Source organism: Desulfovibrio sp. (genome assembly GCF_041907885.1).
Taxonomy (GTDB): Bacteria; Desulfobacterota; Desulfovibrionia; order Desulfovibrionales; family Desulfovibrionaceae; genus Desulfovibrio.
In genome coordinates this window covers 14,885-29,595 of the sequence record NZ_JAYRGM010000002.1, presented here as the reverse complement: position 1 = coordinate 29,595, position 14,711 = coordinate 14,885, and the positions used below count along the sequence as shown (strand labels likewise).

Here is a 14,711-nt window from a genome sequence, read left to right as displayed (position 1 = left end):
CCATGAACTTTACCAACGCCAATATACTTATTACCGGTGGAGCGGGCTTTATCGGCTCGGCACTGGCCCGCCGCCTGGCAAAGCAAGGGGCGCATGTCACCATTGCCGACAGCTTTGTGCCGGAATACGGCGGCAACATGGCCAATATAGAGGATATCCTGCCTGCGGTGCATCTTTCCATCACAGATGTGCGCGACCAGCACTCCATGAACCATCTGGTGCAGGGCAAGGATTTTCTCTTCAACCTCGCGGGGCAGACCAGCCACCTCGATTCCATGACCGCCCCCTTTACGGATCTTGAAATCAATGTTCGCGCCCAGCTTTCCATTCTTGAGGCGTGCAGGCAGTTCAACCCCCGCATAAAAATAGTTTTTGCCGGAACGCGCCAGGTTTATGGCAAACCAGACTACCTGCCCGTGGACGAAAAGCACCCGCTGCGGCCAGTGGATGTCAACGGCATCAACAAGCTTGCCGGCGAGTGGTACCATCTGCTTTACAACAATGTACACGGCATACGTGCAACGGTGCTGCGCCTCACAAACACCTATGGCCCAAGCATGCGCATCAAGGATGCCCGCCAGACCTTTGTGGGTGTGTGGATTCGCAATCTGCTGACAGGCCAGCCGCTTGAGGTGTGGGGCGGCGAGCAGCTGCGCGATTTTACCTATGTGGATGATTGCGTTGAAGCCATGCTGCTGGCAGCCGCAAGCGACGCCGCAAACGGCATGGCCCTCAATCTTGGGGGCGGTGATGCGGTCAGCCTGCGGCAGCTGGCCACCCTGCTCACAGAGCTGCACGGCGGCGGCAGTTATACGATCAGGGAATTTCCCGCTGAGAGAAAAAAAATTGACATCGGTGACTATTATTCGTCGGATACGTTGCTGCGAAGCACGCTTGGCTGGGCCCCCACGGTTTCTTTACGCGAGGGCATGCAGCGCACACTGGATTACTTTTCTTCTCATTTAGAGCGCTATATCTGACAGGGATAAAGGGAAACCATGAATACCCGCTTCTGCACCTATTTTGACCGGCGCTACCTCACACGGGGCATAGCCATGATCGACTCGTTGCTGTCGTTCATGCCGCAGGCAGACATTACCGTTCTGTGTCTTGACCCGCTCACCCAGGTATTGCTGCGGCAAATGTACCCGCAGACGCAGCGGCTGCTGGTTCAGGATCTGGAGGCTGCCTACCCTGACCTGCTCAAGGCCAAGACAGACCGCACAACCCCCGAATACTACTGGACGCTTACCCCCTGCCTTATGGAACTTATGCTGCGGCAGGCAGAACCGGGCGATTCGATTGTCTATCTCGACGCAGACCAGCTGTTTTTCTCATCGCCGCTGCCCATTCTGAACCAGCTGCAACATGTATCTGTGATTATGCAGCCCCACGCCTTTCCGCAACGGCTGGAACAAAAGCTGCTCAAGTTTGGCAAGTTTAATGTGGGCGTGGTGGGCGCACGGCAAACACCCGAAGGAATGAAGGTTATTGGCTGGTGGAAGCAGCGCTGCATTGAATGGTGCCGCTCGCACTATGAGGAACCAGACAGGTTCGGTGACCAGAAATACCTGGACAAGTTTGCTGAAATTTCCGCCGATGTGGCTGTCATGCGGCACCCCGGCGTGGGCGTGGCCCCCTGGAACCACGAAAATGCGCCTTTTTCCACCTCTGCCGCAGGGCAGGTCATGTACGGAAAAGTGCCGCTCGTGGTCTTTCACTACCACTCGTTTGTGATTGTGAATGACGGCATATACCTTCCTGCCCGGCACAACGAGGACTACCAGCTTTCGCTGACCACCATTGAGCACTGCTATATCCCGTACATCAAAGCCCTTGAAGCCGCGCAAAAAAAGGTTCAGACCATCGACGCCAGCTTTGCACCGCAAACGGCAACAAGCGAAATTGAAGCAGGAACCCCGCTGGTTATACGTTCCGCGCTGGCCGATGCCATAGACAGCTCAATGCCCTACAGGATGGGCCGCGAGGTGGACGGCTACCGCATATATATGCCCGATCTAGCCCCAAGCCATAACCTCTGGCAGGGAAGTTACACATCGTGGGAGCAGGCCTGCCAGATGGCGGGCGGCTACGACAGCGAAGAAGTTCTGAATAAAACGCTGCATACATCCCGCCTGGCCAGAGATGGAAAAATCGTTTGCGAACGCGATTCCGTGGCATTACCCCAGCGCGAATATCTTTTGCCAACCCTGGCTGGCATACTGATGGGGGCGGCAAGAAACAATGGCCGCCTGAATCTCATCGACTTTGGCGGCGCACTGGGCAGCACCTACCGCACGTGCCTGCCCTTCTTGCGCCAGCTGACATCTGTAAGCTGGAATGTAATAGAGTTGCCGCAGATTGTTGAGCTTGGAAAACGCGAGTTTGAAGACCAATCACTTCATTTTTACAGCAATATTGATGAGTGCCTTGCGCATGACAGTATTGACGGAATTTTATTCGGCAGCGCCTTGCAATATCTGCCAGACCCCTATGACGTGCTCAATTCGTTGGGCAAGTATAAATTTGACTACCTTATTATAGACAGAACGCCGTTTTCCAACAGTGGCGGTCACAGAATATGTATTCAGCATGTTCCCAAAAATATCTATGACGCCTCCTATCCATGCCATATATTTGACTACAACAATTTTCTTCAATCCATTGCATCTCATTTCTCCCTAGTCGATTCCATACCAGCCCCCGAAGGCATTATTGGCGATATCCGTTTTAAAAGCATTATCGCCACTGCAAAAAAGTGAACTCACAGCAGACTTGCATAACAAAACAAACAATACGTTGAGAATAAAATCTAACCCCAATGTATCTTCAAGGGCAAATCATGCAAACACAACAATGCGCACCTGTAGTTCTTTTTGCATTTAACAGGCCTTCGCATCTGCAAAAAACCCTTGAAGCACTGGCGGCCAACGGCATGGCGGCCAATACCCCCTTGACCATCTATATTGATGGCCCTCGAACGCCAGACGATATTCCCAACATAGTGGCTTGCGCCAAGATTGCGGCGCGCCCCTGGAATTTCGTCAATGTCGAAACCCACGTCCGCGATAGCAACTGGGGGTTGGCCAAGTCTATCATTTCTGGCGTTACCAGCATGCTTGAGCAGCATGAGCGCGTTATCGTTATGGAAGATGACATTGTAACATCAAGATTTTTTCTTCAATACATGAACGAAGGGCTCACCATTTATGAAGATGAACCAAGAGTAGCCAGCCTGCACGGATGGTGCTTTCCGCATGCGGTGCAAGACCCGCCGGAGACGTTCTTTTTGCGTGGTGCAGATTGCTGGGGGTGGGCGACCTGGCGGCGGGCCTGGCGCTATTTTGAGCCCGATTCGGGCATTCTGCTTAAACGGCTTGCCGAGGCAGGGCTGCAATCGGCCTTTGATGTGGGCGACAGCTACCCTTACGTGCGCATGCTACAGGACCAGCACGCGGGCCGCGTCAATTCGTGGGCCATACGCTGGCACGCGGCCACTTTTCTGGAAAACATGTACACGCTGAATCCTGGTCGGCCTCTGGTACACAACATCGGCATTGACGGCAGCGGCACGCACTGCGGCACAACGCACATGCTGGATGTTTCGCTTGCAGACACGCCAGTTCGCCTGGAGCGGCAACCCGTTTTGACCAATATCAGAATGAATGCCGCACACCGCAACTATCTGCGAAGAATAACAGGCAAAACCCCCTGATAACAGAGGACGCAGGCCTCACCGCAAGGCACAACTTGAGGCCAGCCCCGCACAACAGCACCAACAGGGGCACGCGCGAGCGGGCTGCCCCAATTATCCCTGCCGTTACGGATACTGCGCCCCCAAAAAGACCTTGGCCAGCCCCGCTTGTGGCCCCCACAAAAACCGCATTCCACGGTGCTATGCGTGAGGCGGAGATGCTTCGCCCTCAAGCCGGGCTTTGCGCGCCTCCATAAACAGGGAATCAGGCTTGCGCACGCTGCCGTCTGGTTCCGTGTCGAGGTGATAGCTGTCAAAACCATGCCAGCCCGATTCATCGGCGCGCACCACGCGCACGTCTTCAAACCCGCACAGGCGCAACAGCTCTGCAAGAGAAAAAGCGTCGTACATCCAGCGATGCACCTCGCCGCCCATGCGGAACTGCCCCACCTGAAGCGGGTCTGTGACGGCAGGAGAAGGCCTGGGGGGACACTGACGCAAAGAATCAACCAGCGCCCGCCCTTCTGCGCCAATGCGTTGCAGCACAAAATCAAGCTCTGGAACGGGATTTTGCCCAAGGTACGCGAGCATCTCTCCCCCGGTTTGATGCCGCGCCAGCTGGTCAACCAGCTCCAGCACCATCCAGCGGTATCGGTGTTGCGCCCCCGCTTCACCCCGGCGGGCTGCGGCCAGCTGCTCCAGGTATCCTCTTGCAATGCCTTCGAGATCGGGTACGGCCACCCGCATGAGCCCACCGGGCTTGAGCGTGCGCCAGCAACGGCGCATCAGCTCTTTCCCCTCGGCAAAACTCATGTGCTCCAGCATATGCGAGTGGTATGCCATATCAAAAAAATTGTCGGGCAAGGGCCAATCCACGCGCAGATCAACGCTCATAACCTCTGGATGTGGGGAAGAGATGTCCACATTCAGCCATTCTGGGTGCCAATGCGTGCCACAGCCGCAGTTAAGCAGGCGCGGCAGGCGCGGATTTTCGGCGTATGCCCTCAACCGATGGGCCAGCCCGGCACCCGTATCGGCCTGGGCTGCTGGGGCTGCGGCCCCGCGCAAAGCAGGCAGCAGCAAAAAGCTATCGTGCCACGTGCCGCCAAGCGGAACAAGCTTCTCTGCAAGAGCACCCAACAGCTGACGTCTTTCTTTTCTTACCAAAATGCACCCGCCGCGCCCCGCTGCATCCTGCGCGAAACCAGCGGCAAAGGATGGCGCAACCGCGCGGGCGCGTTCCAGCGCATTCTCAAGCGCCACAACATACGGGGCTACAAACATGCGCAGGGCTTCTTTGGGCAGTGGATATGCAGCCAGGGCAGGCGAAACGCAGCCCTCGGCCATGACCGCAAACGAATGGTAGTGGTAAAAGACCACAGGCACTCCGTCTACCAGCGGGGCTCCATCCTGCCCGATGGAAAGCGTGAAGCCATGCACGTTCCACGGGGCAACGCCAACACCCACATGCTCTGCCACCCGCACGCCCTGCGAGATATCCTGAAAATAATCAAGATATTTCTGATCTCCAAATCGGCTAAGACCATCAGGGGTCTGCACGATCTCCCTGCCTGTGTATTCCAGGCAGCGCAACTTCCACCATTCCAGCACCACAGTGGCCTCAGCATTGTTGCGAAAGCCCGTCATCCCCACGTTATATTTACCATAAATGCCGAGGTGCTGCCAGTCTGGCGGAAAATTATGCGCATGAATGTAGACAGAAGCACCAGCCATTTCCTGAAAAACCGGCTCTACATCGCTGTAAAAATACAGATCGGCATCCAGATACACCAGCATGGCATCTTTTGGCACAGCCGAGAGAAGATATTCCAGAATCACAGGTGTCAACGTCCAATAATATTCAACAACACCCCGATTTTTTCTCGCAACTCGCAGTTCTGGATATTTGCGCTCTATGAGCGAAAGGGGCAAGGCCCGCACATGGGGCAGGGCCAGCGCTTCCATGACCTGTAGGGCAAGATTGTCGAGGCAAATGACATAAACCTGCTGCTCCCCGCCATGCTTTTGCAGGGAATCGAGCATGGCAAGGCCTTTCATCAGATAGTTGCTATCAAAATAGGTGCAGTAATAATGCATGAGGCTTTATCCCTCTTGGAAGTATCGAGAATTTTTTGCACATCCTGGCAGCAGCTGCCGATGAAGCCCCGTATTGAGGCAGGACGGCCCCAATTTCAGGCCGGTAGCCTCTGATTCATGTCCATAGCACCTTGGGCATGGCGCACAACCGGGCATGACGTGCCCAAAGAGCGCAGCACGGCGGCCACCTGCATTCGCCCACGGCCATCTGCGCTAACAGGTTTGCACCTTGCCGCCCATAGAGCGCTACAGGCACACGCTTGCCATAATAAAGCTCGTTTCGACCAACGTTGCAGCACACCAGGCAGCATTATGGTATCTGGGCATATGCACAAAACATATGCCCGTCGAATCAACCGTGGCGACGGGCTGTGAACAGCAGGCATCAGACACCCGTGGCATGTCGCACAGCACGGGCTAAAAAACCAGATCTGGAACGACATGGGCCTTCACTGGCCGAAGATTCGCCCAATCACAGGGCGCAGCAGGCATCTGAACTGGTGGCGCTACTTCCAGAGCGCGAGCACCGGCCTTCTTTTTTCGCTGAGGCCGATCACTTCTACCTTACTGAATTTGTCAAACAACAAGACGTCCCTTCTCCACGAGCCATAATAGTTTTTGAGTATCAGGGCCTTGTGCTTATCAAGCGAAGACATCTTGTGCTGCCAAAGCATGTTCTCGTTCCAGTTATAGCGATGCCCCTCGCCGCTGACTTCTATCAATTGGCCTTTGTCATCGTAGAGTTCGTTCCAGAATTCATGATCCTCATAGAATATGACATCAGAGGTCACATCAAAAAGCTTTTTCATCAGCCCTTTTTTGTTTTGAATATGGTGCAATACGGACAAACAGAACGAAACATCGAACTTTTCAACGCCGAGATTATAGAGCTGAAAGGGGAAGGAAACGTTTTCGAGATTGCAGTTCAGAAAATTCACTCCGGCCTGCAAAAAGTTGTTGAACAGGTACGCATACGTAATTGCCTGCCCCATTATGCCTTCGTATTCATAATCGACGCCCAACACCTTGTTGGCGCCAAGCATTTTGGACTGAAAACAGAACCACCCGCTATTGGAACCAATATCGAGCAGATTTTTGTGAGTAAAATCATAATTCGAAACGAACATGTACATTCTGTCAAAGTTGTACCGCTCGCCATAGCCGTGGGGTGTTTTTTCCTTTTGCTCATCGTCATAAATACCAACACCCAAGTTATGATAATTATACACAGACTTGGCAGTATTTACGTATTGATCCCGCAAGGCCGTAAGGGCAGCGCCGCTAATCTGTTCAGGGAGAATGTCGGCAAAGCAGAGAATATTGCAGTCCTGATTGATCCGTGCCCAGTCGAGATTTGGTATATTTGCGCCAATTTTAATGGGCCCGTACTCTGCAAGGGTAAAATCAATAAGCTTTACCATGCCATTTTTTACGATCACATTGCGATCAAGCATGTCATTATGCTTGATGCCAAGCTTGTGCAGCACATATAGAATATTGCGCGACTGCCAAAGATAGTTTTCTCTGGTAATACCGCAATCCGGGCTTAGGGGTGTGCCCGCAAATTCCATAATTATGGCAGTCTTGGTGATGGAATGTAACTTGGGCACAATACCATAGGGCTCAAGCCTTTTCAGAACAGAAGCTTCGTGACAAATCACCGGCGGGATAACCGGATCATCATAAAACTGCTTCAGATAGTCATTCAGCCACCTGATACAGGGAGTATCCATCCTGTATTCTTTTTTGACCAACAGGCCCGATTCTGTTTCAACAACAGAGATATCAGATTCGTAATGCTCGCCAATTATGATATTCATAGTATTTATTCTTTCTGAGTTTTTATGACATAATGACAATCATGTGCGAATTATCTTCGCCCGGGCCAATTATCTTGACATTCTTGCCCTGCTTTTTCAGCATGTAAATCTGCTCTACAGTCGCTGTAACAACTGTGTACTTAACATTTTTAATAACCCAATCATCAAATTTGATTGGAGTATCTTTTTCATCATCACGCAAATCAGCTGAATTCCAACCACGGTAGGTATTGAGCATCAGCAGAACATCAATCTTCTTATCCGGCGCATGGTCAAGAAAATTCTGCAAATAGCCGTAATACAAATCCACACCGTTGTTGATGACCATTTTATGGGTTTCAAACTTGCCCTTAAGACAATCAACACCAGCGCAAAATGCTTCCGGAAAAGACGACTTTACCATGCCGAGAACAATCGCATCACCGCAGCACAGGTCAACGGCGTTAAAATCCGCATCCAGCATTCCCTGCGCTATGAACTTTTGAAGCTGCATAACAATAGAATGCGAGCGCGAACGAGGATTGTTGATATCATAATCGGTGGCGCCAACCCGCTCCAAAATCTTGTCCTGATGATGCGGGGTCATGGGCGTTCGGGGCCACAGGTACAGGCTGTCGAACTTTTCGTGATGCCCGATATTCTCTATCTTGGCCAGAAAACACTTCAGAAAAAGGTGCTTGTCTTTTTCCGAATCGTCTTTAAACGAAACCCGCTGCAAATATTCGTCCGAGGGTACATCGCTTTGCATGGCATCTGCGAACTGCTGCAAGGCATCATCAGTAGAAAAAACTTCATTACTGACAATGGGCTTAATCTTTCCACCAAAGGTAAATACAAACTCATTCCAAAAATCAATTGGCGTCGTGCCCAAGCCATAAACACTGGCAGGAGCAACCGCATAAACGTCTTTTCCCAAGAATGGCGGAATATAAATATGGCTGCCAAAATCGCCGGTAGTAAAAAACACATTCCTGAATGCGTGCTTTATGAGCGTTATCTGCTCTGGAAATGACGTACACGTATAATACAGTATATTATCTATGTTATTCTGTTCGCACGCAGAATAACTGTCATACTTTCTTTGCGTATCAAAATTTATAAAAATTACAGTCGTATCTTCAGATACAAGCTGAAAAAATTTTTCCACATCTACACTGTCTTTAGACCGCACAACAATACTGCGCTGCCTGTTCTGAACAAGAATGTATTTCTTATTCAGATCAAAATGCAGCTCTGCCTCAATTTTTTTACGGATTGCATTATCCGAATAATTTATCACTTCATACTGGTTATCGTGCAAGCCATGCTTGCCATAGATATCAAAATCCTTATCCGTGGCAAAATCATCCTGGTCCAACCCAAAATTGACACCTGAAACAACATTTCTGTCCGAGCTAAAAACAAACCGGGCCTGACCTTCGTCAAATCCAGGCATTTTACTGCGAAGTTCGGCGCAGACAAATGACTTTATGGCCGCCTTTACTTCCTGCAGAAAGACAAAGTTGATGCCAGAGCTGTCGGCAGAAAAATTTTCGCACGCATCAGGGTGGTTGCACAGATACATACTGGCGACACTCTGCTTGAATTCAGGCACGCTTGATATATCAACGTACATATCGGCGCTTTCATACAGCGGATACAAATTCGCCCGACTGCAACAGACAATCTTGTCCGTTTCGTTTTTCATATGGCTAAAACGGCGAACTCGTCCCTGCCAATTAAACAGCTCATAGCCAAATTCACCCAGAAAAATAAATATATATGTCATATTACCTCCAAAACTTTAAAATTTTATCAGCAATATACGCTACATTTTCAGATGTAAGCGCCTGATGCATGGGAATGCACAACGTTTTGAGTGATGCGCTTTCAGCAGACGGAAGGTGATCATTGCACTCGAAATATGGCACCTGATGCAATGGATAATATCTAAAAGTGGTGTATATATCCTGCTTACGCAGATAGTTTGCAAGCGCATTGCGCTCTTCCTCAGATTCCATCTGAATCCAGTACATATAATACGAAGACTCCATGTACTCCTCAAGCTCTGGTGGCACAAGAAAATGCGTATTATTTTTAAATGCATCATTATAAAAAGTATGTATATCTTTGCGAACCTGAATATTTCCAGGAAGCTTCTTCAGCTGTTCAATACCTATGGCAGCAGTTATATCATTGATAATATCCCTTCTGCCAAAGCAATTAATATCAAATTCCCACCACTTGTTATCAACGCTGTTGCTTATTCCACTTTTACTAAGCAGCCCAAGATAAGAATTCTTCAAAAATTTTTCTGCAATAACATCATCTTTTATATGCACCATGCCACCATCGCCAGTGACAAGAATCTTCATGGCATCAAAAGACCACGTACCCGCATCACCCATGGCACCGCAGGCCTTGCCTTTATATACGGAAGCTACGCTAGTGGCAGCATCTTCAATACAAATGATATTTTTTGATTTACAAAGATCTAAAATGGCATCCATCTCACACGGATAGCCACCATAGTGCAAAACAATAACAGCTTTCGTTTTAGGCGTGATTTTTTCTTCAATGCTTTCTACAGTAGCATTGAGCGTTCTTTGATCAACATCGCAAAAAACAGGCTTTGCCCCTGTATGCGCTATTGCATTGGCTGCACCAATAAAGCTCACGGTAGGCAAAATAACTTCATCACCATTTTTAATGTCAAAAATTTCAATCAACTGAAACAAGGCAGACGTGCAGCCATTAATACTATACGTGTTACCGCTGGGATTTTTGAGCCACTCATGAAACTTTTTTTCAAACTCTGCGGTTTTTGCCCCTTTTCCAATCCAGTTTGAAGCAAAAACTTCAGAGATGGCATGCAGCTCTTCGTTTCCAAGTGACGGCTGAAAAATATTTATCATGGCTTTTCCTAATTTTTAAGAAAAGTAAAAAACACTTTTTACAATTCAAAGCGCGCCTTTTACAGGGGGGCGCTAAACCCGAAGCATCTTTTGAAGTTTCTTTTCAGTAACTAATTTATGAAATGCAAAAATTTTTAGCAAGAAGATATTGCCCAACGCCAACGCGTCAAAATCCCTACGCTTCATCTCCAGATGATGAAGACAATCCCCATCACAAAACACATAAGTTTATTCAACAAGTCAACAGAGATAGCAGCAATCGCACTACTGTTTGCGTAACGTTTATGCTCTTGCGACACGACATCTTTCACTAGCAAAAATTGTGCCCACTGCGACAAATTTAGCGCGCCCACCCTGCACCTGAGTGAACAAGGGACACCATGTCGGCACGCACAATACCCGTTTGCGTCACTATTTTTCTGTTGTGGCTGCATGCTGACCATACATCTGCCTGTTCCGTTTGTACCTTGCGCGTGTTCAATCTCTTTCGTGGCTAGCCACTGTCGTATCCAGACAGGTCAAACCTCTACGGCCTGCGCCAGTGCATCAAAAAAAACAACAGGGGCGGAGCATCCCAATAAACTGGATGCTCCGCCCCTGCCATATGTATTGTACGGTGCAGAGGCTGGCCGTGACGCGCATTACCGTCAGGTTACTCCTCTGCACGCGGGCACGCTTGCAGTAAGCAGTTTGCCGCTAGGCCATAGCCCTTTGCAGCCGTGCCAGGGTTTCCTGCTTGCCCAGAAAGGCCATGATTTCATTAAGGTGCGAACCGCCCATAAAGCCCATGAGGGCCGTGCGCAGCGGCGGGGCCACTTCCTTGAATTTCAGGCCGTTGTCGGCCACATAGGCATTGAGGGCAGCCTCGATGGCCTCTGCCGTAAAAGGCTCGCATGCGGCAAACACAGCCGCAAGGGCCTGCAAATGCGCCTTGCCTGCATCCGTAAAATGTTTGGCGGTGTCTTTTTCCACATAGCCAAGCTCGGCGGCAGGCACTACCAGCGGGCGAAAGGCTTCGCCCAGGGTTTTGAGGTTGTTGGCCCGCTCGCGAAACATGACACACAGGGGTTCAAGCTTTTCCTGCGGCAGAGTGCCAAGCCCGGCCTCTTCCACAAAGGGGGCCACCAGAGCGGCCAGCTCCGACAGGGGCAGGGCCCGCATAAAGTGCGCGTTGCACCATTCAAGCTTGGCAGGGTCAAAGGCGGCGGCGGCGGGATTGAGGCTTGTACCGTCAAAAAACTCGATCAGTTCTTCCTTGGTGAACAGTTCCTGATCGCCGTGCGACCAGCCAAGCCGCACAAGGTAGTTGACCAGGGCCTGTGGCAGCAGGCCATCCTGCTGATATTCGATAACAGCCCGTGCGCCGTGGCGCTTGGAGAGCTTTTGCCGGTCGGGGCCAAGAATCATGGGCACGTGCCCAAAGCGCGGCACGGGCAGGCCAAGGGCCTCGTAAATAAGAATCTGGCGCGGAGTGTTGGAAACGTGGTCGTCGCCGCGAACAACATGGGTGATGCCCATTTCGTAGTCGTCCACCACCACGGCCATGTTGTAGGTGGGCATGCCGTCGGCGCGCCGAATGACCATGTCGTCCAGCTCGGTCACGTCCACGGCAATCTTGCCCTTCACCAGATCGTCAAAAACCACCTTGCCCGCCACCGGAGCCTTGAGGCGCACGCAGTGCCCCTCGCCGGGGCCGATATTCCTTTCGCGGCAGCGGCCATTATAGCGCGGCTTGAGACCGTTTTGGCGGGCTTCTTCGCGCATGGCTTCCACTTCTTCGGGGGTACACGAGCACCAGTAGGCGTGGCCCGTTTCCAGCAGTTTGTCCACATAGCGGTTGTACACGTCGGCGCGCTGGGTCTGGTAGGTCAGCTCGCCGTCCCAGTCCAGCCCAAGCCAGCGCATGGAGGCCAGAATGGAGTCGGTATATTCCTGCTTGGAACGCAGAAGGTCTGTATCTTCAATGCGCAGATGAAAACGGCCACCAGAGTGACGGGCCAAAAGCCAGCAAAAAATGGCGGTACGGGCGCCGCCTATGTGCAGATGCCCCGTGGGGCTGGGAGCGAATCGGGTTACCACTTGAGTCATGTTGCTTTCCTTGAAACTGGCGTTGCTGGCAAGTTGGCGCATGGGGGGCGCGGTGTCAAGAGCCGCCTCAACAGCCAGAGGGTGCATCGCCGTCACCAGGAAAACGGCTGCCCGGTTCCTCGCCCTCTGCGGTGTTCTGCACGTCTGCCGGGCGCGGATTAAAAAGTTTGAGGGTGCGGGTCAGGTCCTCAAGGTTCACAGGCTTGGTCAGGTGGGCGTTCATGCCCTCCTGGAGGCTGCGCTCTGCATCGCCGCGCATGGCGTAGGCGGTCATGGCGATGATGGGCACGCTTTGCGCACCGGGCACGTTGCTTGCCCGAATGGCGTGGGTAGCGGTGTAGCCGTCCATAATCGGCATCTGTACATCCATAAGGATAATATCAATCTCCCCACCTCGCAGGGTCCAGAGTTCCACCGCCTCCTGCCCGTTGACCGCAGAAATACACTCAATGCCCATGCCGTCGAGCAGCACTTCCATTATTTCGCGGTTGATATCGCCGTCTTCGGCCACAAGCACGCGCAAGCCATGCAGAGAGCGGGAATCCGTATCCGCGCTGACTTCGTTATTCTGCTGCTCACCCTCTTCGGTGTATGCAGCAAAGGGCAGCTCGACCCGAAAAACGCTGCCCTTGCCGGGCTCGCTTTCAACCGAGATGCGGCCGCCCATCAGGGCCGTCAAATGACGGCACAGCGAAAGCCCAAGCCCCGTACCCCCAAACCGGCGGGTAATGGACGTATCCGCCTGTGAGAAAGGCGTAAAGGCGCGGGCCAGTTCGTCCGCAGACATGCCGATGCCCTCATCGCTCACCACACAGGCCAGCCGCACGCTGTCGCCCGTGTTGCTCAGCAGTTCAAAGGCAATGCGCACGGTTCCGCGTTCTGAAAACTTCAGGGCATTGCCGCCCAGGTTGAGCAGTATCTGGCGCAGACGCAGGGCATCGCCCGATAAAAACTCCGGGATGGCCGGGTCGATATAACTTTCGAGCGTAAAATCCCTGCCCTTGTGCGCGGCCTTGGGCCGCAGCAGCGACATGACGGATTCAAGTTCTTTTTCTGGCTGAAAAGGCAGATCCTCCAGCTCCAGCAGATTGGCCTCGACTTTTGAAAAATCCAGCAGATCATTGATGATATCGAGCAGCGATTCACAGGTTGAGTGGATTTTTTCCACATAGTCGCGCTGCTGGGCGTTCAACGGCGTATTGAGCACAAGGTGGGCCATGCCCATGATGCCGTTCATGGGCGTGCGTATCTCGTGGCTCATGTTCGCCAGAAAAATACTTTTGGCGGCATTGGCGGCCTCGGCGCTTTCCTTGGCCTCTCGCAGAATACGCTCGTGCTGGCGGGTTTCGGTCACGTCGCTGATATAGCCGGTTATACGCAGCACGCCCGGCCCGGTAACCACCTCGTAAGCCAGGGCATACCAGCGCAACCCCTTGCGGGGATGGGCCACGCGCAGTTCCAGATGCTCCTGCCCGCCAGCTGTCCACAGGCCGGGCGAACAGAGCTTGCGCCACTTGGGCCGGTCTTCGGCCACAATGCGCGAGCCCATGCGTTCCAGCCTTTCGGCCATGCTGGCCGAGGCATTGATGCCAAACTGCTCGTAAAAAACATCGTTGCCGGTCAGATCAAGCTCGCCGCTCTCAAGGCGGGCCATCTCAAAACCCCCCAGCCAGCCAAGACGGCAGGCCAGAGAAAGGCGCACAAGCCCCTCGCGCAGGCTTTGGTGCGCCTCGTGCAGTTCTGTCATGTCCTGATGATAGCCAACAATGCGCACCACACTGTCTTCGTCGGCGCTTATGCGCCGCCCGCCGCAGCGCACGGGAACCAGCCCCCAGGTGGGATGGTTGTACAGGTAGCGCACTTCGTGCATGGCCGTGTCGGCAATAAATTCGTCGTGGATGGCCCACAGGTGCTGGCGGGAGCGGGCATCAATCCTGTCTACCCACAGGTTAAAGCAGTCTTCGGGGGTAATTTCTTCGCTGGCGCCCAGCAGACGTAGTGTCACCGGGTTGGCGATCATGCGCACATGGCCGGTGTTGCGGTCTATCTCGATAACCCACAACCCCACATTGGCCGCAGCCAAGGCTTCGCGGTTCCAATCCTCGTTGCGGGACACGT

9 protein-coding genes are annotated in these 14,711 nt (G+C 52.4%); 3 read left to right on the top strand and 6 right to left on the bottom strand.

The features are described 5' to 3' along the window. Positions 1-2 precede the first annotated feature (2 nt). From ACE3NW_RS01605 to ACE3NW_RS01595, 3 genes are all read left to right on the top strand, one after another. Complete coding sequence (locus ACE3NW_RS01605; RefSeq protein ID WP_374279679.1) at positions 3-980, top strand: SDR family NAD(P)-dependent oxidoreductase; 978 nt, start codon at positions 3-5, stop codon at positions 978-980. An 18-nt stretch (positions 981-998) separates the two neighbouring features. Beyond that, the gene (locus tag ACE3NW_RS01600) at positions 999-2,762 is read left to right on the top strand and encodes a methyltransferase, TIGR04325 family (protein ID WP_374279677.1); all 1,764 of its coding nucleotides are present in this window, start codon (positions 999-1,001) and stop codon (positions 2,760-2,762) included. A gap of 80 nt (positions 2,763-2,842) precedes the next feature. Beyond that, positions 2,843-3,715 (top strand): sugar transferase, encoded by an 873-nt coding sequence (locus ACE3NW_RS01595; protein WP_374279675.1) that lies wholly within the window; start codon positions 2,843-2,845, stop codon positions 3,713-3,715. A 180-nt stretch (positions 3,716-3,895) separates the two neighbouring features. On the opposite strand, the gene ACE3NW_RS01590 is transcribed toward ACE3NW_RS01595, so the two are convergent. The 6 genes from ACE3NW_RS01590 to ACE3NW_RS01565 all read right to left on the bottom strand — a co-directional run bounded on the left by ACE3NW_RS01590 (position 3,896) and on the right by ACE3NW_RS01565 (position 14,709). Next, positions 3,896-5,791: a methyltransferase domain-containing protein gene (locus ACE3NW_RS01590; protein WP_374279673.1), complete on the bottom strand. Its 1,896-nt coding sequence runs from the start codon at positions 5,789-5,791 to the stop codon at positions 3,896-3,898. 506 nt (positions 5,792-6,297) lie between these two features. Next, positions 6,298-7,611: a methyltransferase domain-containing protein gene (locus ACE3NW_RS01585; protein ID WP_374279671.1), complete on the bottom strand. Its 1,314-nt coding sequence runs from the start codon at positions 7,609-7,611 to the stop codon at positions 6,298-6,300. A gap of 22 nt (positions 7,612-7,633) precedes the next feature. Then, complete coding sequence (locus ACE3NW_RS01580) at positions 7,634-9,379, bottom strand: hypothetical protein (RefSeq protein ID WP_374279669.1); 1,746 nt, start codon at positions 9,377-9,379, stop codon at positions 7,634-7,636. A gap of 1 nt (position 9,380) precedes the next feature. After that, the gene (locus ACE3NW_RS01575; RefSeq protein ID WP_374279667.1) at positions 9,381-10,505 is read right to left on the bottom strand and encodes a DegT/DnrJ/EryC1/StrS family aminotransferase; all 1,125 of its coding nucleotides are present in this window, start codon (positions 10,503-10,505) and stop codon (positions 9,381-9,383) included. A 696-nt stretch (positions 10,506-11,201) separates the two neighbouring features. Next, a complete protein-coding gene (gene gltX, locus ACE3NW_RS01570; protein WP_374279665.1) occupies positions 11,202-12,593 on the bottom strand; it encodes a glutamate--tRNA ligase in 1,392 nt (463 codons plus the stop codon). A 67-nt stretch (positions 12,594-12,660) separates the two neighbouring features. Next, positions 12,661-14,709, bottom strand: coding sequence for an ATP-binding protein (locus ACE3NW_RS01565; protein ID WP_374279663.1), 2,049 nt, complete (start codon positions 14,707-14,709; stop codon positions 12,661-12,663). Between the last annotated feature and the right edge of the window lie 2 nt (positions 14,710-14,711).

Coding starts and splice junctions, on each gene's coding strand:
- ACE3NW_RS01605 (WP_374279679.1), top strand. CDS start 3: ATGAACTTTACCAACGCCAATATACTTATTACCGGTGGAGCGGGCTTT.
- ACE3NW_RS01600 (WP_374279677.1), top strand. CDS start 999: ATGAATACCCGCTTCTGCACCTATTTTGACCGGCGCTACCTCACACGG.
- ACE3NW_RS01595 (WP_374279675.1), top strand. CDS start 2,843: ATGCAAACACAACAATGCGCACCTGTAGTTCTTTTTGCATTTAACAGG.
- ACE3NW_RS01590 (WP_374279673.1), bottom strand. CDS start 5,791: ATGCATTATTACTGCACCTATTTTGATAGCAACTATCTGATGAAAGGC.
- ACE3NW_RS01585 (WP_374279671.1), bottom strand. CDS start 7,611: ATGAATATCATAATTGGCGAGCATTACGAATCTGATATCTCTGTTGTT.
- ACE3NW_RS01580 (WP_374279669.1), bottom strand. CDS start 9,379: ATGACATATATATTTATTTTTCTGGGTGAATTTGGCTATGAGCTGTTT.
- ACE3NW_RS01575 (WP_374279667.1), bottom strand. CDS start 10,505: ATGATAAATATTTTTCAGCCGTCACTTGGAAACGAAGAGCTGCATGCC.
- gltX (WP_374279665.1), bottom strand. CDS start 12,593: ATGACTCAAGTGGTAACCCGATTCGCTCCCAGCCCCACGGGGCATCTG.